Origin of the sequence: Emticicia fluvialis, assembly GCF_024793945.1 — a bacterium.
Classification (GTDB): Bacteria; Bacteroidota; Bacteroidia; order Cytophagales; family Spirosomataceae; genus Emticicia; species Emticicia fluvialis.
On sequence record NZ_JANUSD010000010.1, the window covers coordinates 194,644 to 219,726 of the forward strand.

General features: G+C 43.5%; 25 protein-coding genes. 11 read left to right on the top strand and 14 right to left on the bottom strand.

The window, feature by feature from the left end; genetic code table 11:
- Positions 1 to 85: 85 nt before the first annotated feature.
- The 4 genes from NZ848_RS13480 to NZ848_RS13495 all read left to right on the top strand — a co-directional run bounded on the left by NZ848_RS13480 (position 86) and on the right by NZ848_RS13495 (position 4,184).
- Positions 86 to 1,372 (top strand): hemolysin family protein, encoded by a 1,287-nt coding sequence (locus tag NZ848_RS13480; protein ID WP_259015906.1) that lies wholly within the window; start codon positions 86 to 88, stop codon positions 1,370 to 1,372.
- Between the two features lie 335 nt (positions 1,373 to 1,707).
- A complete protein-coding gene (pyrE, locus tag NZ848_RS13485) occupies positions 1,708 to 2,337 on the top strand; it encodes an orotate phosphoribosyltransferase (protein ID WP_253522868.1) in 630 nt (209 codons plus the stop codon).
- Between the two features lie 59 nt (positions 2,338 to 2,396).
- On the top strand, positions 2,397 to 3,329 hold the full coding sequence (locus NZ848_RS13490; protein WP_259015907.1) for a hypothetical protein: 933 nt from the start codon (positions 2,397 to 2,399) through the stop codon (positions 3,327 to 3,329).
- Positions 3,330 to 3,332: 3 nt separating this feature from the next.
- Entirely contained in the window at positions 3,333 to 4,184 is an 852-nt protein-coding gene (locus tag NZ848_RS13495) for a sulfotransferase domain-containing protein (RefSeq protein WP_259015908.1), read from the top strand.
- 9 nt (positions 4,185 to 4,193) lie between these two features.
- Here NZ848_RS13495 and NZ848_RS13500 read toward each other — a convergent pair whose 3' ends face one another.
- The 3 genes from NZ848_RS13500 to NZ848_RS13510 form a co-directional block, all read right to left on the bottom strand.
- Positions 4,194 to 4,337: a hypothetical protein gene (locus NZ848_RS13500; RefSeq protein ID WP_253522877.1), complete on the bottom strand. Its 144-nt coding sequence runs from the start codon at positions 4,335 to 4,337 to the stop codon at positions 4,194 to 4,196.
- Positions 4,338 to 4,647: 310 nt separating this feature from the next.
- A complete protein-coding gene (locus NZ848_RS13505; RefSeq protein ID WP_253522880.1) occupies positions 4,648 to 4,791 on the bottom strand; it encodes a hypothetical protein in 144 nt (47 codons plus the stop codon).
- Between the two features lie 200 nt (positions 4,792 to 4,991).
- The gene (locus tag NZ848_RS13510; RefSeq protein ID WP_259015909.1) at positions 4,992 to 6,869 is read right to left on the bottom strand and encodes an asparagine synthase-related protein; all 1,878 of its coding nucleotides are present in this window, start codon (positions 6,867 to 6,869) and stop codon (positions 4,992 to 4,994) included.
- Positions 6,870 to 7,442: 573 nt separating this feature from the next.
- On the opposite strand from NZ848_RS13510, the gene NZ848_RS13515 reads away from it, so the two are divergent.
- The 3 genes from NZ848_RS13515 to NZ848_RS13525 all read left to right on the top strand — a co-directional run bounded on the left by NZ848_RS13515 (position 7,443) and on the right by NZ848_RS13525 (position 9,627).
- Complete coding sequence (locus NZ848_RS13515; RefSeq protein ID WP_259015910.1) at positions 7,443 to 8,102, top strand: hypothetical protein; 660 nt, start codon at positions 7,443 to 7,445, stop codon at positions 8,100 to 8,102.
- Complete coding sequence (locus NZ848_RS13520) at positions 8,069 to 8,854, top strand: sensor histidine kinase (protein WP_259015911.1); 786 nt, start codon at positions 8,069 to 8,071, stop codon at positions 8,852 to 8,854. The genes NZ848_RS13515 and NZ848_RS13520 overlap by 34 nt, the downstream gene beginning before the upstream one ends.
- Before the next feature lie 98 nt (positions 8,855 to 8,952).
- Positions 8,953 to 9,627 (top strand): response regulator transcription factor, encoded by a 675-nt coding sequence (locus tag NZ848_RS13525; RefSeq protein WP_101726179.1) that lies wholly within the window; start codon positions 8,953 to 8,955, stop codon positions 9,625 to 9,627.
- Between the two features lie 351 nt (positions 9,628 to 9,978).
- Here the strand turns inward: NZ848_RS13525 and NZ848_RS13530 are convergent, their stop codons facing one another.
- From NZ848_RS13530 to bla, 4 genes are all read right to left on the bottom strand, one after another.
- Positions 9,979 to 11,076, bottom strand: coding sequence for a fatty acid desaturase family protein (locus NZ848_RS13530; protein WP_253522893.1), 1,098 nt, complete (start codon positions 11,074 to 11,076; stop codon positions 9,979 to 9,981).
- A 129-nt stretch (positions 11,077 to 11,205) separates the two neighbouring features.
- Positions 11,206 to 12,222, bottom strand: a complete 1,017-nt coding sequence (locus NZ848_RS13535; protein ID WP_259015912.1) for a zinc-binding alcohol dehydrogenase family protein — start codon at positions 12,220 to 12,222, stop codon at positions 11,206 to 11,208.
- 244 nt (positions 12,223 to 12,466) lie between these two features.
- Positions 12,467 to 13,834, bottom strand: coding sequence for an FGGY-family carbohydrate kinase (locus NZ848_RS13540; RefSeq protein WP_259015913.1), 1,368 nt, complete (start codon positions 13,832 to 13,834; stop codon positions 12,467 to 12,469).
- Positions 13,835 to 14,036: 202 nt separating this feature from the next.
- Complete coding sequence (gene bla, locus NZ848_RS13545; protein ID WP_259015914.1) at positions 14,037 to 14,789, bottom strand: subclass B1 metallo-beta-lactamase; 753 nt, start codon at positions 14,787 to 14,789, stop codon at positions 14,037 to 14,039.
- Positions 14,790 to 15,171: 382 nt separating this feature from the next.
- On the opposite strand from bla, the gene NZ848_RS13550 reads away from it, so the two are divergent.
- Complete coding sequence (locus NZ848_RS13550) at positions 15,172 to 15,540, top strand: hypothetical protein (protein WP_259015915.1); 369 nt, start codon at positions 15,172 to 15,174, stop codon at positions 15,538 to 15,540.
- An 81-nt stretch (positions 15,541 to 15,621) separates the two neighbouring features.
- Here the strand turns inward: NZ848_RS13550 and NZ848_RS13555 are convergent, their stop codons facing one another.
- From NZ848_RS13555 to NZ848_RS13575, 5 genes are all read right to left on the bottom strand, one after another.
- Positions 15,622 to 16,131, bottom strand: coding sequence for a hypothetical protein (locus NZ848_RS13555; protein ID WP_259015916.1), 510 nt, complete (start codon positions 16,129 to 16,131; stop codon positions 15,622 to 15,624).
- Positions 16,132 to 16,192: 61 nt separating this feature from the next.
- Positions 16,193 to 17,053 carry a chromate resistance protein ChrB domain-containing protein gene (locus NZ848_RS13560; RefSeq protein ID WP_259015917.1) on the bottom strand — a complete coding sequence of 287 codons (861 nt, stop codon included), beginning with the start codon at positions 17,051 to 17,053 and terminating at the stop codon, positions 16,193 to 16,195.
- A 48-nt stretch (positions 17,054 to 17,101) separates the two neighbouring features.
- Entirely contained in the window at positions 17,102 to 17,518 is a 417-nt protein-coding gene (locus tag NZ848_RS13565) for an arsenate reductase ArsC (protein ID WP_259015918.1), read from the bottom strand.
- A 111-nt stretch (positions 17,519 to 17,629) separates the two neighbouring features.
- Complete coding sequence (locus NZ848_RS13570; protein ID WP_259015919.1) at positions 17,630 to 18,475, bottom strand: arsenite methyltransferase; 846 nt, start codon at positions 18,473 to 18,475, stop codon at positions 17,630 to 17,632.
- 60 nt (positions 18,476 to 18,535) lie between these two features.
- Positions 18,536 to 18,871 carry an ArsR/SmtB family transcription factor gene (locus NZ848_RS13575; protein ID WP_259015920.1) on the bottom strand — a complete coding sequence of 112 codons (336 nt, stop codon included), beginning with the start codon at positions 18,869 to 18,871 and terminating at the stop codon, positions 18,536 to 18,538.
- A gap of 234 nt (positions 18,872 to 19,105) precedes the next feature.
- Here NZ848_RS13575 and NZ848_RS13580 point away from each other — a divergent pair, with 234 nt between their 5' ends.
- Positions 19,106 to 20,086: a glycosyltransferase gene (locus NZ848_RS13580; protein WP_259015921.1), complete on the top strand. Its 981-nt coding sequence runs from the start codon at positions 19,106 to 19,108 to the stop codon at positions 20,084 to 20,086.
- Positions 20,087 to 20,432: 346 nt separating this feature from the next.
- Here NZ848_RS13580 and NZ848_RS13585 read toward each other — a convergent pair whose 3' ends face one another.
- A complete protein-coding gene (locus tag NZ848_RS13585; protein ID WP_259015922.1) occupies positions 20,433 to 23,285 on the bottom strand; it encodes an outer membrane beta-barrel protein in 2,853 nt (950 codons plus the stop codon).
- 399 nt (positions 23,286 to 23,684) lie between these two features.
- On the opposite strand from NZ848_RS13585, the gene NZ848_RS13590 reads away from it, so the two are divergent.
- Positions 23,685 to 24,317 carry a carboxylesterase family protein gene (locus NZ848_RS13590; RefSeq protein ID WP_259015923.1) on the top strand — a complete coding sequence of 211 codons (633 nt, stop codon included), beginning with the start codon at positions 23,685 to 23,687 and terminating at the stop codon, positions 24,315 to 24,317.
- Between the two features lie 156 nt (positions 24,318 to 24,473).
- Positions 24,474 to 24,737: a hypothetical protein gene (locus NZ848_RS13595; RefSeq protein WP_259015924.1), complete on the top strand. Its 264-nt coding sequence runs from the start codon at positions 24,474 to 24,476 to the stop codon at positions 24,735 to 24,737.
- A gap of 135 nt (positions 24,738 to 24,872) precedes the next feature.
- On the opposite strand, the gene NZ848_RS21525 is transcribed toward NZ848_RS13595, so the two are convergent.
- On the bottom strand, positions 24,873 to 25,083 hold a 211-nt coding region (locus tag NZ848_RS21525; protein WP_309600835.1), incomplete at its 5' end, for a transposase.

The following is a 25,083-nucleotide window of genomic DNA, read 5'->3' on the forward strand; positions in this document are numbered from 1 at the left end:
ATTTCGTTCAGAATATTTGTAAAACATATTATTTTGCACTTTAATCACCATCTGGCCCACCTACCGGCGGGCCAAAAACTTCTAAATGGAAATTTTAATTATCCTTTTTTTAGTAATACTCAACGGTATTTTCTCTATGTCAGAGATTGCCCTGGTATCATCCCGCAAAACTAAACTAGAAATATCAAGCAAAAATGGTGATAAAAGAGCGCAGGCAGCGCTAGACCTGGCTAATTCTCCCAATCGTTTTTTATCTACGGTTCAAATCGGAATCACCCTCATCAGTCTCTTGACGGGTATTTTTTCAGGCGACAGCCTGACACTACACCTGCACGATACGCTGCTGGCCTGGGGTTTCCCGCCACTTTATGCCAATGAAGTATCGGTGGGGCTTATTGTACTCATTATCGGCTTTGTACAGTTGGTACTGGGCGAACTGGTACCCAAACGTATAGGCATGGCAAACCCCGAGGCCATAGCCAAAGCGGTAGCCGCGCCGATGAACATCCTGTCGAAAATTACTTCTCCGTTTATATGGCTGCTCACCAGAAGCAGCGACCTCATTTTTAAGATGTTCGGCATTACGCAGTCTGACTTTGCAGTAACTGAAGAAGAAATAAAATCGATGATTCAGGAAGGTGCAACCGGCGGAGCCATTGACGAGATTGAACAGGAAATTGTGCAGAACGTTTTTCATCTGGGCGATAGAAAAATTACCACCCTGATGACCAGCCGTAACGAAATTACAATGCTGGACGTAGAAGACAGCGTTGAAGAAAACAAAGCCAAGATTATAGAATACAAGCACTCGGTGTATCCGGTTTGTAAAGACGGTATCGACAATATTATTGGTTTGTTGTATATAAAAAACCTGTTGGGCAAAGACCTGGACTCTGAACTGAGAAACCTGGAACAGGTGCTGAAAGAACCCCTGTTTATACCTGAAAACAACCATGCGTACCAGGCCTTGGAGAAATTCCGTGAGGAGCGTATCCATGTGGGTATTATTGTGGACGAATACGGCAGCGTGCTGGGTATGATTACCCTGAACGATATTATGGATGCTTTGGTGGGTGATATTTCGGTAGATAATGAGTTTAGCTACGAGATTTTTGAACGTGAAGACGGTAGTTTTCTGGTGGATGCCTCCCTGCCTTTTGATGATTTTCTGAATCATTTTGATATTCAGATTAACAATCGCCGCGAATACACCGGCTTTGATACCCTGGGCGGCTTTGCCCTGAACATATTGAAAGAGATACCCGACACCGGCGATAAATTTGAATGGGAAGACTACGAATTTGAAATTATTGACATGGACAAAAACCGGATTGACAAGATTCTGGTAATGAAGGTATCAAAAGAGAGTTGATGAATTGTAAAATAAGGGTTGAGATTAACTCAAAACATTTTCTGACATTCACCACTTCGTTATCCCGTAGGGATGATCTATCGGTAGAATAAATTCCTTAGAAAAATTCAAGTCCCGCAGGGACGATGGATTAATATACCGTCCTTACAGGATTCACCTTTAGTATCAAGGTGTTTTCTACAGATATATCGTCGCGATGGGTCTCTGCAAACTTAAGAAAACACAAATTCTCTCTAAAAACCTGAAATTTAAGGTACAAACCTTGTTAAAGGCTTTACCTGAAATATATAACCAGTAACATTTTTTGCCTTCAGGCTACCTAATATAATATCTGAATGAACACTTCGCGTAAAATTGCTTCTTATCTGTTATCAACCAAGGCCGTAAAATTAAGCCCCGACCAGCCGTTTCAATGGAGTTCAGGCTGGAACTCACCCATTTATTGCGACAACCGCGTAACGTTGTCTTACCCGGAAGCAAGAACATTTATTAAAAAATCGTTGGCGAAGGCCATTAAAAAGCATTTTCCTGAGGCCGAACTCATAGCTGGTGTAGCCACTGCCGGTATACCGCAAGGCGCGTTGGTAGCCGAGGCGCTTGGCCTGCCGTTTGCCTATGTGCGCCCCAAACCGAAAGAACACGGCATGGGCAACCAGATTGAAGGCCGTATTGAAAAAGGACAGAAAGTGGTGGTTATTGAAGACCTGATATCAACAGGTGGCAGCTCTCTGAAAGCCGTTGACGCCCTGCGCGCCGCCGGAATTGAAGTGGTGGGCATGGCAGCCATTTTTACCTATGGCTTTAAAGTAGCCGACCAGAACTTTGCCGACAAACAGGTGCCGCTGGTAACGCTGAGCCATTATAATGCCTTGATAGATGAGGCCATCAAGCAGAATTATATATCGGCTGAATCGTTGGAATCGCTTAAAAAATGGCGCAGAAAACCAGAAACCTGGGGTAAGTAAGCACAAGAATTGATACAAACTTTTACGAGGCAGAAACCCCATTCTGTCGCTTTGTTTATATGGCAGGTGGTATCTGCCTTTCAGAATCTATCAGAATGGTCTCTTATATTTATAAAGGTTGTGGTATCAGCATAAGCTCTGAACTGCCATTGCCTGAACTGGTACCGGGCGATGCCACCCCGGCAGACCTCAGCATCAGAATAGGCCCGGTACCAGACCAGCCAACAGCGCAGGTAACAGAAATTGGCCCCGGCTATATGGCAAGTGCCCATGAGTACATTTTCAGGTTACCGAATGTGGCAGGCTATTATGCAAGAGATGGTAAAGAAATATGGATTGACCCGGCTAAAAATGCCGACGCTGAAAGCATCAGACATTTTTTACTGAATCAGGTTTTGCCACAGATACTGTTTCAGAGAAATCTGATACCATTGAAAGCATCAGGTATTATCTATAACAACCAGGTGGTTTTGTTTGTAGGGCGTAGCGGAGCAGGCAAGTCTACCCTTCTGGCATCACTAAAGCAAAGAGGTTATCAAGTATTTACTGATGATATGTGCGTTATGCGCCACAACGCCAAACGAGAAATAGAAATACTGGCAGGTTATGCTACTATAAAATTATGGCAAGATGCCTACAAAATACTTCAATTGGGGAAGCCGGATGAAAGCATGAGAATACGGCCTCAATTGCCCAAATACAATACTTTCATTCATGATGAATTCTTGAGTTACCCGTATCAGGCAGCAACAACCATTTTTTTATTAGAGGCTACCATCCAAAAAAGCGCCTATACAGCAGGTGTATCCTATGCCAGCTTGTTTAAAGCACACACAGATAGCCTGCATGGTAAATCTTTCAATAAAAGGCAACTGGTGTTTAATGTGCTTAGCAATTTTCTTAAAAACAAAACCGGGTACCGTATCAGGCGCTCGGTACACCAGGATTCGATTGATGAAATGGTAAAGTTTATTGAAACCAAAATTTGCTAACCTATGCAAGACACACTTCGTAAAATTGTATGGCTGGCCTCATATCCCAAAAGTGGCAATACCTGGTTCAGATTGTTTTTGTCGGCACTTGCCAATAAAGGCAATTTAGATATTAACCGTCTTCGTTTCCAGATGATTTATTCGTCGAGAGATATATTTGAGAGCGTAAGCGGAATTGACTCGCGGTATCTTTATGACGAAGAAGCCAAATTACTGCAGCCGGAGGTTTTTAGAAAAATTGCTGCTGATTCAACAGAAAACCTGTATATAAAAATTCATGATGCTTTTGTGCAGGCAAACGGCACTACACCCATAGTACCTGAAGATGCAAGCCTTTGTGCCATTTATTTTATCAGAAATCCGCTTGATATTGTTGCTTCTCTGGCCAATCATTTAAATAAACCTATTCATTATGCTTTAACTCTGCTTTGCAATAAAGCAGGTTTTTTTGTGCCGCAACATGGTAATCTGAACAATCGTAATCAGTTCAGACAGTATTTATCAGACTGGAGTTCGCATGTGCAGAGCTGGACCAACGGCCCGAAATTTCCTGTATATGTTGTCAGGTATGAAGATATGCTCGAAAACCCCTTTCAGGTATTTAAGCAATTACTGGTTTATACAGGCGTAACTGAATACAGCGATGATGCCATCAGGGCTGCCGTTGAAGCTACTGCTTTTGATAAACTGAAAAAGCAGGAAAATGAAAAAGGTTTCAACGAGAAATTCAGCGTTGAAACCCCTAGTTTTTTTAGAAGCGGCCTGCAAGGTAACTGGGTTAATGAGCTAAGTGCCCAGGAAGTGGAAACCTTAATACAAAACCACAGTGAAGTAATGACCCGCTTTGGCTATTAGTTTATCCGGTCATGAACCGGTTGAAACTCCGCCACCATCATTGCCTGTATTAGATGACCCTTCTATTATGTCCGCCGATAAAAGTTCTATTCTCGGTGTTTCCCAGGTTTTTTTAACAGTCAATTCTGCTTTTACTACATTTGAATCTTCCATAATACAATTATAAAAATTTTATAGATAAATATTTTTTACTTTTTTCCGGGTTAATCGCTGGGTCACTCAAATAAAAATATAACCAACTGTAAACACCTGCTAATCAGTTAATTATAAATGTATTATGCAATAACCAAAGCAGTTTTCGAAAAATTGGGGAAAACAGAAGAAATTCAGCGTTGAAACCCCTGATTTTTTTAGAAGCGGCCTGCAAGGTAACTGGGTTAATGAGCTAAGTACTGAACAAGCAGATGCCATTGTCAATTACCAACAGAAGACCATTAAAAGGTTTGGTTACCTGATATAATTATCAGGAAGCGGTATCAGTACCCGCGCCGTCAGTACCTGGTTGACCGCGTCCTTTTATTACATTCTCAGATAAAACAACTATCCTTGGTGTTTCCCAGTTTTTTTTAACTGGCAATTCTGAATTTACTTCTTTTTTAACTTCCATAATAGATATAAAAAAATTTGTTAATAATAGATATGAATAATTTTATTTACTAATTGAAAAAAAACCGGCAGAAAATTAAAATTTAAGATGGTAATGATAGCCAAGCCTGAAAATCTGATAAAAAATGGCTTAATCTGGTAGTAATGAATCAGAAAAATCCTGTAAAACAAAATTAGAATTTCTATTTTAGAAAACTAAACTTATTTATAAAAATAACCTTTCGCCTCAAGCCAGTGTAGGTATGCCACCAGTTCAACTGCCCATGCAGCAATACGGCAGTCAGTATTGTTTCGTTTGCCTTCAAGAATAGCCCCGTACAACGTCTTAAAACGATCTACATGAAGTGCCTGCCTGCTGCGCTCATAGCTGGCATCTTGTAGAACAGTATCTATATATGTATGCGATTGAATGAACTTTTCGGTGAAATCAAGCACAAATGGCTTCTTGTCTTTTCTCCACTGAATTTCCTGTGGCACAAAACCGTCCATAGCCCTGCGCATTAAAGACCGCTGCCAGTTATTTACCAGAAACTGCTCTGGCGGAATATCCATAAAAAACTCCATCAGGTTTTTATCAAGTAACGGAGCCGTGCTTTCTATACCGTAAGAGGCACTTAGTTTTTTTTGCGTACTAAAAAGCATCCCACCCAAGGTACCAGTATTGATAATGGCGGCAAGCCTTTTTTTAACTGACGCTGTTGCGCCGAAGGCTACTTTTCCGGCTGCCAGAGGTGCCAGTTCTTTACTTAGCAAAGCCTGCCTCTCTAGCCGAAGGTAAGGAATAATAGGCTCGTACAGTTTTCTGGCAAAAGAGTTATCCAGTATGCATGTCCTGAAAGCCTGAAGAAATGATATTTTGTTATCGGCGGCTATAAAGGCTAAAGATTTAAATGCCGCACGTAATTGACCCGCTTTAAGCTGGTCATATATCAGGCCATCGCCTTTGTAAGACATGGCGAAGTCTCCGCCAAAACCATTAAAAAACAAACCTATTCCTTTTTGGCTTGCGGTTTCAAACAGGCGTTTATCTGTATAAATAAAAGGATAGGCCAACACTTCGAGGCGTTCAAATGTATCGACCAGATTAGTGAAAGGCCCCGAACCGTCTGAAAAATCAATAAACTCCTGCTGAATATTAGGATACTTTTTACCCATTAGTTCCATATAATAGCGTTCGTCTTTTTGGGTTCCTGTGTAATCGGGGCTTAATACGTTAGAAATAGTATATAATGGCTTATTCTTTTTTTGCAGCTCTGTGGCCAGAATACCAGCCAGAAATGAGGAGTCTAGCCCGCCGCTTAACGAAATCCCCACGGGCTTGTCGGTATCCAGCCTTTTGTAAACGGCATTGATAATGAGTTCTCTCATGCAGGCTGCCCAGTCATTATTGTTAGTAAAGGCATACCTGCCCTGCTTTTTAAGCTGCCAGTATTTGTAAAGCCCAATAGAATGCGGCTCATTACACTTCCAGGTAAGACGGGTAGCCGCAGGCAGTTGTTTGATGTCGGCATCGTAAGTACCGCCATCAAAATTAACCATAAACTTATTTACGGTATTGTTCCTGTCAAATCTTTTCGGGGTCTGGTTTGCGGCTGTTATACCTTTTATCTCGCTGGCAAACACAAACGCATGCCCGTTGTAATAGTAATAAAAAGATCTGAAACCCATGTGGTCGGTAGCTGCAAAGATGGTTCTGGTTTCTTTGTTCCAGATTACAAAGGCAAACTCACCATCCAGGTAATCGGTGCAGTTGCTACCATATTTACGGTATAGCTTCAGTATCAGGCAGGCGTCGGCTATTTCATGGTTTTTATGGGGCAGGCCCAGCAGGCTTATGATGTTGCTCTGGTTATCAAGGCGGCTGTCGCAGGTAATTACATATTCATCTTCCTGATACGGCAATAGCTCGTTATGCTGCCTCACAGACGTAATAAGCTGGTATGTGGCTAAAAACGCCCGGGTATCATGATATGTACCTTTACCGTCTTTGGCCCTGTGTGCCATGGCTTGTTGCATAGCTGCAAAGGCTGCATCAGATTCTGGTGGAGACGTAAAGATGATTCCAAAAATGGCGCTCATGGCTGCAAATCAGGTGGTACCTGTTAAGGTTAAAATAAGACAGGGCGCAAAGATAAATAATAAATCAGAATTAGTACGGCGCAGGTAAACCAAATAAATAAAGGCAGAGAAATAAAAAGAAGAAATGTGCCGCTAATGATAAGCAGACATTTACTGACTTAGTTAGGCCAAACCCTAATATATTTTTAATGTGGTGCGTTGATATGGATTAATATCTGATGCGTGCTTTACCGGCTATCTTTTGCAGAGCATTGTGCTGCTGATTTAGCAACCCTGATTAAGACTCACAAAATAACAATAGGCGTACCGGAAAACCAACATGCAAAAATGGGCATAATTTTAAAATAATTTACGGGTAAAAATACCTGTTTTGCGCTTGCGTAGTTTTACGTATTTGCCATAACACCTATAAAACAGGTATTTTTACGGGTATGCAACCCCTTAAAAAAGGGCTACATTTGTTGTGGCGCTTACAGGTAAGCCCCCCAGAACTCCTTTTTCTGAAAATATGTACCCGGCAGGGCTGTCAGCCTGACGCCGGGTTATATAATTGACTATTAAAAAAGACACCCGATGCTTGTAAAAATTACAACTTGGCTGGTAACGTATGTTTCAGTTATATTGCTTTTTCCGGTTGCCATTGCTGTGTATAGAAAAAAACACCTGACAAAAGAGCTGAAGGCCATAGCTGTTTATTTATGCTTTGCGCTTTTTTCTGAGGTGGTGTCAATCGTTACTGCTGAATTGTTAAATAACAACCTGCCGTTTCTGCATTTCTATACCATCATTGAGTTTGCCATTATCAGCTGGTTCTATAAAACCTATCTGCAAAATTTTATACCAAAGGGTGTTTTTTATGTGGCTATTGCGCTTTTTACAGTGCTTGCTGTGCTTAATTTTATATACGTGCAACCACTTACAGGGTTCAATACTTACCCGCGTGGGCTTGAAAGCATCATTTTTGTATTTTTTGCCCTGGCAACCTATTATAAGATGATTCAAACGCTAGAGATTATTTATATAGAAAAATCTCCTTTGTTTTGGATTAATGCCGGATTTCTGTTTTACTTTGCAGGGAGTCTGTTTTTATTTGTACTCGGAAATTTGCTATTGAGGATGGACCTCCGCCTGAGTATGTTATCGTGGGCAATTCATGCCTGCCTGTTGGGTTTGACCTATATATTTATTGCTATTGGTTTATGGTACAGCCCGCAACAACAGGAGCCCCACTAGATATGTATGTGATGATAATTGGTGGTACACTGATGCTTTTAATGATGGCCTGCGGTATTGTAATTTTTATGGTGCTTTACCAACGCCGGATGCTTGAACACCGCATTCGTATTCAGGAAGCAGAAGCCAAGCATCAGCGCGAGCTGTTTTTTGGCGCTATGGATGCCATTGAGCAAGAACGCAAAAGGCTGGCCCGCGACCTGCACGACGAGGTGGGTGCCTCTTTGTCTGTGATGCGGCTGATGGTTAATGAGCTACCCACCAGGCCACAACTAACCACATTAGACTACAAACAGCTGATAGATAACATCATAGACAACGTAAGGCGGATATCAAACGACCTGCTGCCACAAGGGCTGGAAGAGTTTGGCCTGCCTTATGCCATTGAAAGCCTTTGCGAAAAAGTAATGGCCGTTGCCGGAATTGACATCAATCTGACTGTAGAAATACCCGAACAACCGGGCAATACCCAAAGCCTGGCCGTTTACAGACTCTTACAAGAGTTACTGAATAATGCTGTAAAGCACGCTGAAGCCACAGAACTAACGCTAACGATAAGGAAAGAAAATGCATTTCTATACATTAAATATGCCGACAACGGCAGGGGCTTTGATTTTGTAGAAGCGTATCAGAAAAGAAGCCTTGGTCTTAAAAATATAGAGGCCCGAACCCGGCTGCTTAACGGCCAGACCAGGTTTGATACATCTCCCGGTGCCGGCCTGAGAGTGGATATTGAAATTCCGGATTTGTAGGTATTTACGTACCTAATATCAGTCTTCAACCTGCTACTGATTATATACAAATTGAACTTTGTCAACCAGTACCTGTATAGGTTTGCTATACTATACTTATGAAGATGATTAAAATTGCTATTGCAGATGACCAGATTTTATTCAGAAAAGGGATGGCCGCCATCATTAATAATCTGGATAAAATGGAGATTATTTTAGAAGCCGACAACGGCAAGACTTTACTTGATGCCATTAAAACTGCTGAGGTAAAGCCCGATATTGTGTTGCTTGATTTGTCAATGCCCGAACTGAACGGCATTGAAACCACCAGGATTCTGCACTCCGACTACCCGGATATCAGGATTATTGTGTTGTCAGTGCATAGCGATGACCGCTTTGTGGCGCACCTCATGGAGCTGGGTATTAATGGTTATCTGTTTAAGAATGTTGAGCCTGCCGAAGTAGAAAAAGCCATTGTAACGGTTATTGAGAAGGGTTTTTATTTCAATGAAGTTTTTCTGAAAACCATGAAAGACCGCCTGACAGGCAAGAAACCCCGGCTGCTGATACCACAAAACATACCATCTACGTTAACGCAGCGCGAACTGGAAGTACTTGACCTCATCTGCCGCCAGTACACCGCGCAGGAAATTGCCGAGAAATTGTTTATCAGTATTCGTACCGTTGACGGCCACCGGAACAACCTGCTTGAAAAAACGGGTGTCAGAAACACGGCCGGACTTGTTGTTTTTGCCATCAAAAATAACCTGCTGGACCCGGCGACGCTTTTGTAAATGAGCGGGCGGCGTTCCGCTGATTGAGTGAATGAGTGATTTAGTGAATTAGTGAATTAGCGGGCGGCGTTGCGGGGATTGAGTGAATTAGTGATTGAGCGATTGAGAGAATGAGAGAATGAGCGAATTAGTGATTGAGCGGGCGGCGTTCCGCTGATTTAGCGAATGAGTGATTTAGTGATTGTGTAAATGAGCGTCTATAATTGCGGGGAATGAGTGATTGAATGATTTAGCGGCCGCTAATTCATTCAATCACTCATTCACTAAATCACTCATTCACTAAATCACTCATTCACTAAATCACTCATTCACTAATTCACTAATTCACTAAATCACTCAATCACTCATTCACTAATTAGTTAACTTCCCAAGATGCTTCAGCATTCTGATGTGTGAGTCGAGGCCGTTAATGAATGATGCTTTGTCGTTATAGAGTATGCCGTATTCTTCGGCGGTGCTGCGTACAATAGGCGAAATGTATCGGTAATGCACGTGCGATATATGCGGAAAAAGATGATGTTCAATCTGGTAGTCGAGCCCGCCGATATACCATGATAACAGGTAATTTCTACTGGCAAAGTTAGAAGTGGTATTGAGCTGATGAATAGCCCATGAGTTTTCGATATTACCTTTTTCGTCGGGCGATGGCTGGTGCGCGCCTTCTACCACGTGCGCCAGCTGAAAAATGGTGCTCAGTATCAGCCCTGCTATGGCGTGCATGGTCATGAAACCAATCAGCCACTGGCCAAAGCTCAAATTTAAAACCACCATCGGCAAAACACCAATTACCAGAATATAAGCCACTTTGCCAATAAGCAGGCGGAAAATCTCCTTGCGCGGGTACGACTTAACAAGCCCGGTTTTAGACATCTCGTTATATAAAGCAATTTCTTTGAAGTCTTTCCAGAGAAAAGACAAGGTCATGAGGCTATATAAAAAGAAAGCATAAATATGCTGAAATCTGTGTATGCGTTTGAGTTTGTCGCTGCACGATAACCGCAGCAGAAACTTGCCGGTGATGTCTTCGTCTACCTCATGAATATTGGTAAACGTATGATGCAGGCGGTTGTGTTGTATCTCCCAGTTGTAAACATTACCCCCAAGCAGGTACAAAGAGGCACCAAAGAGGCGGTTGATCCAGTGATGCTCTGAAAACGAGCCGTGAATGGCGTCGTGCATTACAGACATACCTACTCCGGCTACACCCACACCCATCAGTATGGTAAGCAGCCACATTTGCCATAAGGTACATTGCCCACTTAAAATAAGCGCAAAAGAACCCAGGTAAAGAGACAACATACATATTGCCTTTACCATGATTTTTTGTCCGCCTGTTTTCTGAATCTGATTTTCGTGGAAATAACTATCTACTTTTGAACGCAGAACTGAAAAAAAGAGCGATTTATCCTTATTGAGGAATTTCACTCTGTTGTATTTTGAAGGTTTCATTAAAGGGGTTTAATGGGGTTAGGTAGTCCTTTCACAAGGTACTAACTTTCCCCTGAAGAATCTAGTAGTCTAACGCTTAAATGAAAAAAAATATTGTACTTAAGGAACTTTTTATTTTTTCATTAGCTTTTATAGCGTTATCACGGCCTTTACCAGTTCATGCCCCGACTGCAGCAGGTGTTCAAAACTACCGGCCACGTCTGCAAAGGCCACGCGGTGGGTTATCCAGGCGTTGGTATCAATGCGGCCTTCTTCCATCCAGTGAATGATATTATTAAAATCTTCCGGCAGGGCATTTCTGCTGGCAAAAATGGTGAGTTCTCGCCGGTGGAAAAGCGGGTCAAAGAAAGTCATGTCTCCCTGAAACAAGCCTACAAATATAATTTTGCCGCCAAAAGCCGCCATTTCAAAGGTACGCATCATAGAGCCGGGGTTGCCGGTGGCATCAAAAATGGCCGTGGGCATATCGCCATCCAAGTGCGCTTTAATGGCCTCCAGGCTGTTGTCTGAGGCCAATACGGTGGCATCAGCCTGCATGGTATTGCTGGCAAAATTCAGGCGGGCCTCGTTTACGTCCAGCATCACCACTTTTGCACCTTTAATTTTGGCAAACTGCAAACAGGCCAGCCCTATGGGCCCCGCCCCTATTACCAGCACTTTGTCGGCCGTGGTAATTCCTGAACGGTTAACGGCATGGCAGCCAATGCCCAGGGTTTCAACCAGGGCTAGTTGCTCAAAGTTCAGTTGAGCCGACGCATAAAGTTTGCCGGCAGGCAGTTTCAGGTATTCTGTCATGCCGCCGTCGGTATGCACGCCCAGCACCTGCAGGTTTTCGCAGCAATTGGTTTTGCCGTTACGGCAAGACTGGCAATGCCCGCAGTGCAGGTAAGGCTCAACGGCGCAGCGGTCGCCGGGTTTAACGTTGGTTACAGCAGTGCCGGTTTCTATCACTTCAACTCCCAGCTCATGGCCCAAAATGCGTGGATAAGAGAAAAAAGGCTGCCGACCGCGATAAGCGTGGTAATCTGTGCCGCAAATACCTATGCGGTGTACTTTTACAAGGGCCTCGTGTGGTTGTAAGGGAGCAGGCTCGCTCACCAATTGGTACTCAAACTTTCCTGCTTCCTGTAAGGTTAATGCTTTCATTTTTATGTTCGATTCTTTTTTGTTTTCCCTCCTTTTTTTTAGAGAGGGTTGGGCATTTCCTGATTTTTCAGTAAAATACCCGGGGTGGCCAAGCCACCTGTAATACTTTTTGAATGATTTGAGAAACAGGTTGAGATTCAGTTTTGTACCAAAACACTTGAAGATGCTGAACTGAATGGTTCAACCCAATCTCTTCATTTATTGGCAGTTTAAATACCCCGATTCTAAATACATTGCGGTAATTTTAATAATAACGCTTTAAACGAATAATCTGCTCGGGTATGGGTTGGGAGTTCCAGTGTTCATGAATAACCAGCGCAGCGCCTAATGCCGATGCCTGCGCAATTTCTGAGGCAAAAACCTGCTTGTGAAAAAACGCATCGGCCAGCAGATTCATAAATATTTCGTTTTTAGAGAAACCGCCTTCTACAAAAATCTTGCGTACGCCCTTTCGGCCTATGGTAAGGCGTAAAGAGGCTATCTGCTGCGCCACCAGGTCTAGCATAAACTGGTGGTAGGCTTCTTCGTACGATTTAAAGAGGTTAATGTTGCGTTCTACAAAGGGGCTGTCTAGCGTTACGTCGGCTGTTTCGGGGGTGGCCTGTTTGTATTTTTTGCGGAGGTGCATAATCAGGTTGGTATCAAACCTTACCTCTTTATAATAATTAACATTTACATTGAAATAATCGGCCAGATGTTTCACCTGCCGTTCATGCTCATTGCCCGCAAAAATTCTGGATGCCTTCACCGGTTTGCCCTCATAGTTCAGGTAAGACAGGCAGTCTTTGGCCATTTCGGCAGTGGTAAGCGGCTCTTCGTTAAACGGATTAAGGCTGATGGCCCAGGTACCAGTTGACAGCAGCACAAACTCTTCGTCAAAAGTACGCAGGTATGGCACCAATGCCGACGAACTATCGTGCACACCTATGCCTATAGCCCGGCCTGTGGCGGTATCTACCACTACCTCATTGGTAAGTTTAGGTTTTTGCTGCACCGAATGCAAATGCTCTGCCTCTACCCAGGCGTGGTAATTGTGTTTTTCGAAATCCCAAAGCAGGGTATGGCAACCCACGCTGGTGATTTCGGAAACGGGCTGGCCGGTAAACAAAAAGCTACAATACTGTGGCAGATGTAATGAATGACGAATGAGATGAAAAAGCGAAGGCTTCTGGTTTTTGAGCCAGTATAACTGCATAGCCGAATTGAGCATGCCGAGGTCTGGCGAAGCAGTTTGGCGGTAGATATCGCTTCCGTATTTTTCTACAAAATCATTACGAAGTGTTTTAGGCAGGGTTTTCAGGTAATTGTATAAGGCTGCCAGGGGTTTTCCGTTGCCGTCAAGGTGTACCAGGCTTGCACCATAGGCCGAGAAATTAAGGCCCCTGATATCATAGTTGGGGTTTTCTGACAGGACTTGAAAGCTGTTTTTAATCCAGTTTGTGAGTTGCAGGAGGTCGTCTGACGGAAAGCCGTCGTCATCGAGCGATTCATCAAGCTGCACCTGTTCTTCGTGTAGAATCTGATAATTCTGGTCGAAAACGAGTAACTTTTTATTTGTTTTACCAATATCAAAAACGGCACAAACCGGAATCGTGGCTTTCTTTTGTGTCATTGAGTTTTCATTTTTTAAGTTTCCAAAATTAAGAAACAGTTTTAATTATTCTTAACAGAACTTGTTTTATTGGGCATGAAGCAACAATATTTTATTACACAGCCACCAAAAAAACACCCGGACTACTTTATACCTAAAAGTAAGCCGGGCGGGTGGTATAATACTATGAGCAGATTATGCCTAAAAAACACATATTGGGGTGCTACTTAAACAATTGAATGGTGTAGTCAAGCAATGACTGATTGCCGTATTCGCCATGCCCGGGTATCACAATTTTTGCTTTCGGGTAAGCGGCTTTTACTTTTTCAACCGTGGCCGACCATTCGGCCACGTTGGCGTCGCCCAGATAACCTTTGCTGGCATCTATTTCTTTGATGAGGCAGCCACCAAACATGACGTCGTCTGGCGCAAAGTAACCCACTACGTTGTCTTTGGTATGGCCTTCGCCAAAGAACCTGGCTGTTGCCCGTTTTTTGCCAATTTTCAGGGTCAACAGGTCTTTAAAGCCGTTTTGCGGCACAGGCATTTTGTCTTCCTTTGCCAGCTCAATTGTCTTAAAACTGGCATAAGACGGAATGTTATGTTGATGAAACGCATTGAGCCCACCGAGGCAGTCGGTATGAAAATGGGTAGGAATAACCGCGTTTATCTGGCAATGTAGCGTTTCTGTAACCCATTTTATGAGTTCTTCGGCGCTTTTGTCTTTAGTGGGTGTGTCAAAAATAATAACCTCATTGCCGTTTCTGACCACCAGCCCGTTACAAGGCACATTGCCGAAGTCGTTGGTTTGGTGATACGATACATGCAGGAAAGAATTATCGGCAATCTGGGTAATGATCAGGTCTTTCGACTGATACACTTCTTTGGGTTTAAATGCCTTGTTTTTTTGGGCCTGGGTACTAAAAACAAATACCTGTAGTAGTAATAATAAGAATGTTTTTGAAAGGTTTTTCATTTTTTCTTCCTGCTGTTAAGAGTGATTTTTTAGGATAAATAGCACGATTTTTTTTGAGCTTACCAAAGGTACAGAAATTTATAGTCAGGCTCAAAAGACCTGCGAAGAGTTTTTTTTAAAAAATGTGGTGGCTTTTTTGGGTAGGTTTTCAAGCAAAAAAGCGGGGGTGGCTTCGTTTTTTCAGGCTTACCTTGTATCTTTGCAACACCTGGTTCTGCAAAAAATCTATTGGCATTATAGCCGCGGGCCGAAACGCTTCACCCATCAGGTATGTAAGTACAAATACTCACCTTAAAAAAATATTAATACTCATTTTTTCTGCAACTTTTGAGTACTTATACCCGTTGTATAGGTAGTACAAACAAAAATTATTCGAAAAAAAATGAGAACTAAAATAAGCACCCTGGTGGTGTTGGCGGCTATGGCCGTTGCATCTACCGCATACGCGCAAAGTAAGGCTTCGCAGCCGGTTAACTATAAACAGCAGAATATGCTGCTGGCCAAAAAAAGTAAGCAGGCGGAATCGAGCAGGATTGCGATTTCAAACGATTACTCAACCAACCCGTTGGATAATCACCGTAATTACAAAGCACATTCAGGTGTCCCTAAAGCCAACAAAGTTGTTTTTGATGTAACACTGGGTAACAGGCACCGAAACTATAAACAAAAGAATTTGCTTACTTCAAACGGCTATAAAGAAGCCAACAAGCAAGCGCAGGAAATTGAACGAGAGGAATTGGTTTTGAAGTAACAGAGAGTGGTAAGAGAATTGTTCAATAAGAAAAGGTAGCCTTTTAGGTTACCTTTTTTGTTATCTACTGGTGGGTATGTATTAAAAGTTCAAACCAAACTGAAAACCAAGGGTAAAAGATGCAGGGCGGCCATTACCAAAACGCAATGGCAAAGGTAATGCGATGTAATAGCCCGAATGCTTGTTTTTCTTTACTACCTTATTAAGTACGGGTGTAAGCCCATAGCGGCCGGAGGTTTCAAAGGCTGCCCGGCCGGCAAAAGTATAACCTTTGCCCAGCGCGACCAGCACACCGGGATGAATAAGCAGATTGCTTACCCGGCTGGTGCCTTTTTCGGATAAGATAAGGGGGACGATTTCAAGCGAAAAACCTGCTTTGGGGGTTTTCCAGAGGTTAAGACCTACCGGGAAACCCACCACATAGTTGTCTTTAAAGTTAAGGGTATTCTGCCTGCTGAAAGTAATAACCGGATGAATAACCCCTACATAACCAGTAACACGCGGATACGTTGGCTCTGGTGGTTTGTTCTGCCCGAAAGTAAGAATGCTACACCATAAAAATAAGGTTGCCAGGTAATGTTTCAATGCCATTGTTTTTGTTTTGATGTGGCACAAAACTAGTTACCGCAGCATTACAGAAATTGCACGCTTTTTACCTATTTGTATCTGGTTTACCTTTACGAAGATTATTTCTGAACGATAGCGGATTTTTACCCGTATGCTGCCTGAACGACCTTGTAAAATGGCTCTGGTCTGAAAAGCCCGTCAGATAGGCAATTTCAGTAAGGGTGTAGTCGGTTTGTTGCATCAGGTCTATGGCTTTTTCGATACGCCGTTTGCGTATATACTCGCCAAAGTTGAGGTCATCAAAATATTTTGAAAATTCGCGGGAGAGATAGGATGGATTAATGGCCAGCTCTTCTGATATTTTGCGGAGGTCGAAACTAAACTGCGCATCAATCTGGTCCTGAATAATGTGTTTCAGTTCTTTTACCCATTCGGGTACTTTCTTTTTGTCGGTCTCTTTCAGCAGGTTCTGATACACTTTGTGCAGCATGTCTTCAAACGGACTATTCTGTAAGTGTTTCTGCTTATACAGATGCGTAGCCCAACTGTAAAGGGCATCATAAATAATATAGCCCTGCTCAAGCAATTGGTAGTCGTCAGAGATATTGTAAGAAAGGCCCGCCGAAATGGCCATCAGCCCGGCAGACTCATCAGTTAATTCATATCTGTCGGTATCTGCGCCTCTTACGATATCGGCCATAATACCAACGGCTTTATCCTGAATGTTGTATTTACTGACGATGTAGTCGAAAGTACAGCGGTCATTGTAATGCGTAAACTCTACCCCCGGGATATCAAAAGGAATAGCATTTAGCTCGACCGACTTCGGAATTACCTCATGAAACGGCACATAGATAAACTCAGCCCGGGTATCTACAAATTTCCTGATAAGCCAGGGGCAGGCCAATCGGTCTATTTTGGGTTTTTCGCGGGTTATCCACTTCATAAAATGTGCGTTTTAGGGTAAATGTACGAGCAACGAAGGCGCACCCTGTTAAAGGTTGTTATCTGCAAAATTCTGAAGATACTCTTTTATCAGATTACGTACCCGGCGGAACTCCGCCTTGTTTTCTTCTTCTGAGGCGCCTTTAAATTTGGATGGGTCCGGAAAATTATGGTGCAACTGCAGCACTGCACCAGGAAAAACCGGACAGCGTTCAAGGGCGTTGTCGCATACAGTAATTACGTAGTCGAAATCAATATGAGCGTATTCATCAACATTGTTTGAGGTATGCCCGCTGATATCGATGCCGTCTTCAAGCATGGTGGCTATGGCGCCCGGGTTTAGCCCATGGGTTTCTACGCCTGCACTGAAAATTTCGGCCTTCCCGGCTGCCAGTTGATTCAGGTATCCGTGGGCTATCTGGCTACGGCATGAGTTACCCGTGCATAACACCAGTACTTTCTTCATTGCGCAAATATTTTGTTTTTATGGCAAGATAAAAATTATGTGGGGCTTTGTATATGCCCCCCTACGGATTATCAATCCGTAGTACGAAACACGGATTACCAATCCGTGATACTAACAACACCCAGCCCCCGGAGTGCAGCAATTGAGGCCCTCTTTCTCGGCATAAACCGTTATGCTGAAAATACCCGACGTGCTGTTTCTGAACTCAGCAATTTCTGCCGGGCTCAGGTAATTGGCCAGAATATCGTCAGGCACAATAATAGGCTTTTCTTTCTGAATTACGATGTTCTGAAAGCCGGAATCTGTAATCATTTGCAGGTACTCATCTTTCTGAATAGCCCCGGCTACGCATCCGGCATACATTTCGGCGGCCTCTTTCAGTTTTTCGGGCAGGTGGCCAGTCAGTACAATGTCTGAAATACTAAAATGCCCGCCGGGTTTCAGGATACGCTTGATTTCAGCAAAAACGGCTGCCTTGTTGGGCACCAGGTTAAGCACACAGTTACTCACAACCACATCGGCGCGGTTGTCTCGCAACGGAATATCCTCAATATCTCCCTGACGGAACTCCACATTGGTATAATTCAGCTTTGCGGCGTTGATACGCGCCTTATCAATCATGGCAGGCGTAAAATCAATACCAATTACGCGGCCGGTTTCTCCGGTTTCGGCACGCGCCACAAAGCAGTCGTTTCCGGCACCCGAGCCCAGGTCAACCACGGTGTCGCCTTTGCTTATGCGGGCAAACTGCGTGGGCAAACCACAGCCCAGGCCCAGGTCTGCATCGGTGGTGTAGCCGTTCAGATTCGTATAATCGTCGGCCATGATGTTGTAAACCTCTGTTGAGCAGCCGCCTGCTCCGCAACACGAGGCGCGGTTCAGGTCTGCATCCTGCAAGGCAATTTCGCTGTACTTTTCCTGTACCAATTGTTTCAGGTTTTGTTCTGTGTTTGTCATTGTTAGATTAAGTTTTATGATGTATGACGTAAACATACGACAAATATGTGCAAAAAATTTTTAACAGCACTCTGCCTGCGGAGTAGCCAGAGCCGATTCAAAAAACAATTGAAATAGCGTTTTTACACGCGCTACCACCTGCATATCCAGACAATAGCAAACATGCTGCCCGCTAACTTCGCCCTGAATAATGCCCAGCTCTTTCAGCTCCTGCAAGTGTTGCGACACCGTGGTGCGGCTTAGGGGTAGTTCGTTAGAGATATCGCCCGATACACACACCTGCTTTTTTGCCAGAAACTGAATAATGGCCACACGCGCCGGGTGCGACAAAGCCTTGGCAATCTGGGCGATTTCCTGCTGCTGCACATCAAAAAGACTGGTTTTAGCGTATGTCATGGGGTTTGACTTGAATTATGTCGTAAATATACGACATTGACAATTTATATTTAAAAGATTTTCCTTATTTTTTATTTACCGTTAGCCCGAACAGAAAAAACTGATTTAAAACACTGGTTATTGTTAATATAAAAAAAAATATTCCGACAAACAAATAACACTACCCTAATCTTTCGTTTTCAATATCAATGATATTAAGTTTATCTTTGCTGAAAATCCATAACATAAGTTTAAATGAATATAGCAATCTTGAGTAACTCTGTTTTGCCTGTGACTAAATATGGTGGTACTGAACGTATTATTTGGTGGTTGGGCGAAGAATTAACAAAAATGGGCCATAAAGTTACATTTATTGCACCCGAAGGTACAAAGAGCAGCTTTGCAAAGGTTATACATTACAACCTGGAAATACCGCTGGCAAGGCAAATTCCTGAGGAAACAGACATTGTGCATCTTTACGAAAAACCAAAAGAGCCGTTGTCGAAACCTTATATTGTAATGATACAAGGTAACAAAAACGACTTTGAAGCGTGCGACGAAAACACCGTTTTTGTATCCAGGAATCATGCAGAAAGATATGGGTCTGACGCCTTTGTGTATAACGGCCTGAAACTGGAAGAATACGGTAAACCAGATTTTAAGGTGCCGCGTACGCATCTGCATTTTCTGGCCAAGGCTGCCTGGCGCGTAAAAAACGTAAAAGGGGCCATTAGCATAGCCCGGGCCAGTGGCAACAAACTGGCTGTGCTGGGCGGCACCAGGCTCAATATTAAAATGGGCTTCCGGTTTACCCCCTACCCCAGCATTAGTTTTTATGGCATGATAGGCGGCGAAGAAAAAAACCAGCTGCTGCGTACTTCAAAAGGTTTGCTGTTTCCGGTTTTGTGGCATGAGCCTTTCGGTATTGCTATTATTGAGAGCATGTATATGGGCAGCCCTGTGTTTGGCACGCCGTATGGGTCGTTGCCAGAACTGGTACCCGCCGGAATGGGCGTGCTGTCAGACAAGAAATCGGTGCTGATTGAGGCGCTGGCGGATGTTGATAGCTACGACAACAAACGGTGCTCGGAGTACATAGCAGATAACTTTACTATGGCACACACAACCCGCAAGTATATTGAGTATTATGAAACTGTACTGAACGGCCGGAAGATTAACCCTACACCACCGAAACTGAAAGAAATGCCGCCTAAGTTTTTGCCGTTTTATGAGTAGGAATGGCGAATTAGTGATTGAGTGATTGAGTGAATTAGTGATTGAGTGATTGAGTGATTTAGTGAATTAGCGAATTAGCGGGCGGCGTTCCGCTGAATTAGCGGGTGGCGTTCCGCTGAATGAGTGAATGGCGTTGCGGGGAATGAGTGAATAAATTGTTTTTTTGTGATTCAGGTTGGTTATCGGGCTGTTTTTTTGCGGGTATGTACCCTTTTATACCATAAGTTGCGTGGTTTATTTGTATGCAAGACTTAATAATTGGAGTATCATAACCATTAATACAACAATAAAGCCCTGCCGTTCATTTTTGTCGGCAGGGCTTTGTTGTGTCTGATTATGGCGCGGTTTACAATCTGAAGTTACGCAGGTTGTAAGTGAAAGTAACCATATAATATCGGCCCAGCACCATGTTTCTTACGTCTTCTACATAGGCCGTTGATACGTTACGGCTGATGCTGTTGTTTTGTTTCAGAATATCAAACACATTAAACCGGAGCTCGGCTGCCTGTTTTTTCAGGAATTTGTAGCCCAAACCGCCATTCCATAAAGTAAAGTTTCTGTTGTAGCCCGCACCCAAACCTGAGAAAGCCTGATTGACCACCTCGGTTTGTAACACAAAGCCTTTGCCAAACAACCAGTTCAATTTGGCGTTGGTGTTCTGGGTAAGGAAGTTGCTATTCAGATTAGCCTGCAAGCTGTTGCGCACAATGTTGTAGCTGGGCGAATAAGACACCGTGAAGTCGAACTTCTCGCTCATGCTGCTGCTTATTACCACACCACCGTTAATGCCATAGTTATTGGTAAAACTTTTCACGTTGTTTATCAGGTTGGGGTTCTTCAGGTAAGATACCCCCGCATTGAAATTAACGTTTGATTTAATGGCCGAAACCGGTAAACCATAACTTACAAAAGAGCGAACGTTCAGCAGGCCATCCATATTAACCGGCTTGGTAAGCTGCGACCCTCTGAAAAGAATGATGCCGTCGGCCAGTTGATAATCTTTATCGGCAATAAAGGTTGACTGCACAATGGCATTGTTTGAGTAACTGAAATTACCAAATATATTGAAGCTCTGGGCTGTTTTAGACTGTGTTGAACCAAAACGGAAAGAAACCGAGTGGCTGTAGTCTTGTTTCAGGTCAGGGTTACCGGTTGAAAGCTGCGTAGGGTTGCTGTTGTTGATAACATCCTGCAACTGATTAACCGAAGGCGCATTGGTGCTGGTACGGTAAAACACCCTGATGTTGGCTTTGTTCTGAAAACGGTAGTTGAACATAGCATTGGGCAACACACTGTTGAAAGTGTACTTCACGTTCTGAGCCGTTGGGTAGGTTTGCTCGCTGGCCAGCTGGGCGTTCTGATATGCCGCCCCAACCGTGAAAAACGACTGCTGGTTGCGGATACGATAACTTACACCAGTACGGTTGGTAAGGTAATCGTTATCAAAAACCGAGCTTAAAGACTGGTTAAGAATAGAATAAGTATCGTTTTTTTCGTCGAAAGCATTGACACGCCTGTCAGATGTACTCAGGTTGTATGATATGTTGTGGTCGAACTGAATCTGGCCTGTTTTACCAACCGGCTCGGTATAGGTAGCAATGGCCGACACCCGGTTGCTGTACGTATAAGAGCGCGTTTGCTGATTAATGATCTGGGTGGTGTCGTTCGGTGAAAAATACCGGCTTAGCGAATACTGACTGCTCAGGCCTGTTCTGTCGCTCAGGTTATCCTGCAGACTTAACGAGAACGTGCGGCCCTCTTTGGTAAACCGGTGGCGGAAAAGTACCTCACCCGATAAGTTATAACCTTTATTGTTTGAGTTACGCGTAGTACTGGTGGTGTTTTGCAGAGCACCCTGCAACATGGTTTTGCCATCCTGCATAGAGTAGGTGTCGTTATCCTGCCAGCTAATACGCGGTGTAAATATAATAGAGTTATTTTTGTTGATGTTGTATTCCAGACGCATCGTAACGCGGTGGTTCAGGTTGTCGTTTTCAGAACCGTTGGTTTCTGTATATGTTTGGGGAATAGTACCCAGGTACTCGCGGTTGGCAGAGCCTGAGTTGCTGTTTTTAGCCGAGTTGAAAAAGTAGCTGGTGTTCAGTTTTACTTTTTTGCCGAGGTTGTCGCTATAATTAAGACCGATAGACGTAGTGTGGGCAATACCCGGTTGCTGGCCAACCATAAAGTCTCCGGCGTTGGTTCCGCCGCCACCGCCACCGGGGCGTCCGCCGCCGCCGAAGCCTCCACCTCCTCCGCCACCGCCTGGACGGGCGCCGCCACCTCCGGCAAAACCACTTGCGCCGCCACCAAAGCCACCACCACCTGACGAGCCAAGCACACCCAGGATATCCTGATTAGAAAAATTCTGCTGATTAATATTATTAGACAGGCCAATGATAGTTAGCCGCTGGTCTTTTTTGAAGAGATTCATACTCACACCCGACTGATAGCGGTCGTTTTCGCCATAGCCAGCGTAAACCTTACCAAACTGGCCGTTATTTTTGCCTTGCAGGGTAGTAATATTAATGGTTTTAACAGAGTTACCGTCGTCAAAGCCTGTAAACTGGGCTTGCTCGCTGAGGCGGTCAAACACCTGTACTTTATCTATAATTTCGGCCGGCAGGTTTTTTAGCGCCAGCGTGGCATCGTCGCCAAAAAACTCCTGTCCGTCAACTGTTACTTTTTTTACTTCTTCGCCCTGTGCTTTTACCACGCCGTTTTCAATAGTAACGCCGGGCATTTTTTTCACCAGGTCTTCGGCCGACGCATCGGGGTTGGTTTTAAAGGCATTGGCGTTAAACTGCACAGTATCGCCTTTTTGTTCTACCCTTATCTGCTTTTCGCGCACAATTACCTCGCTTAGCTGGCGGGCGTTTTCGCCCATTATCAGCACACCCAGGTTTTTGTTGGTATTGCCTACGGTTATTTTGCTGCGGAGGTCGTCATACCCGATTGACGTAACGCGCAACAGGTAGGCGCCTGCCTGCACACCCGTGAAACGGAAAAAACCGGCGGTATCTGCCTGTACACCCTTTCGCTGGGTGCTGTCGGCCTGGTTTATCAGTAATACGCTGGCGCCAACCACTGCAATTTTGGTTTTGGCCTCCTGCACTTTGCCGGTAACTTCTACTCCCTGAGCAAACAAGCCCACCGAAACCAGCAGGGCAATTGATAATAAAAATAGATGCTTCTTCATTGATTATTTTTCGTTGACATCATTTAGAGCAACAAATAGACTTAAAGTTTAGTGACTACCGTTCATTAGGCGACCAATCTGCAACTTGTGTAGATAAAACATATCAAAGCTGTCGATTATAGATACTTGTGCTATTGTATTAATCTAATATAACGCTGAATATAAAATTAAAAAAAAATTAATTTCAATGGTAATGGTTTTAAAGCGGCGTGGCTAATTTGTAATTAAATCAAGTAAAAATTGCAAATTTGCATATACACTTACATGCGTTTTACAAATTACTGATAATCAATTTATTATTATTAAGCTACTATGTGCGTTTTTCGGGCTCCATTATTGTATTTCTGGCTTTTATGCTGTTATCTTTTGGTTTTTGCGGCCTGCCCACTGCTGGCACAAATGCCAGACAAACCCCATGAGAAGTATAAATATTTATTGTACTTACCCAAGGACTACAACAAAAAAACTGTGCCATATCCGGTTATTATCTATTTGCATGGAAGCTCGCACCGGGGCAACGACCTCAACAAACTGAAAGGCTATGGCATACCGCAACTGATTGCACAGGGAAAAGAATTTGATTTTATAATTGCATCACCACAATGCCCTGATGGCAAAAGCTGGGGCAGCGACAACTGGTTTGACCCGCTGTATGATGAACTGAAAACCCGATACAGAATTGACCCAACCCGTGTGTACCTGACAGGCATAAGCCTGGGTGGCAATGGTGCTTTTGTGGCCGGAGCCGCCCACGCCAGTAAACTGGCAGCGCTGGTGCCTTTGTGTGGGTGGGTGGGTGAAAATGAACTGGACCAACTATGCCAAAACCTGAAAGATATGCCCATTTATACGTATCATGGCACGGCAGATACTATTGTTGACATAAACGAGACCGAGCGCATTGTAAAAGCCCTGAAGGCTTGCGGCGGAAATATTGCGTTTAAAAGGCTGGAAAACGAAGGGCATGGCATTCAGTTTCTCTACGAAAGACCGGAGATTTATGACTGGATGCTGCAATGGCAGTTAAAGTAGAATGCTTAAATTCTGATACTGCCGTTCTAAGAACGGCAGACACACTGACTCAATTGAAATTGAGCCAAACTGAGGGGCTTCAAAAATAAAAATATTTATTGAACGGCACTTGGAACGATTGCAGAAAAGGTTTACATTAGTAGAAAAAACAACGCTATGGAATCGCTAAAAAATATGCTCAATTTTTATGTGCTGATACTGTCACCTTTTATGGTATTGATGCTCTTATCAAACCTTGGCTTGATTACAGCCGAAACTTTTGCCATTGTATTGCTGCTGTGGGCGTTGGTGTATCACCCTTATATTTCGGGCAGCAGGTTAGTTGCATTGGGCAAAATCAGAAAACAGGAATTGAAGTACAATTTTATTCCATTCTGGAATCTGAAGTATTTTGATGTTTTGTTTCTGGGGAAAGGCTAAACCCTTTTGTCATTGGTATTTATTGGTAGCGCATCTGCCCCGGTTTGGCTGAATGTTGATTCAGCCAGTGTGTCGAGGCTGTCCAAAAAGGGGCAGCTTCTTTTTTTAGTTTAGATCGAAAGGATTCGGGTTTTACTAAGCGGCGTAGCGATATTTTATCTGGTAAGATTCAAAAAGTACATAAATAGTCCTATTTTGAGCGGTAGATACTGAATTTTGTTGGTTTTCTTGTTCAGACAGGCGTTTTGCTGCCCACTTTCTCAGATTATGCCCGATAGCCATCAGGCCAAACTCAATACCTACCTTCTGAAGACCCCTTAAAGTAAATCTTGAGAACTTGTTATTA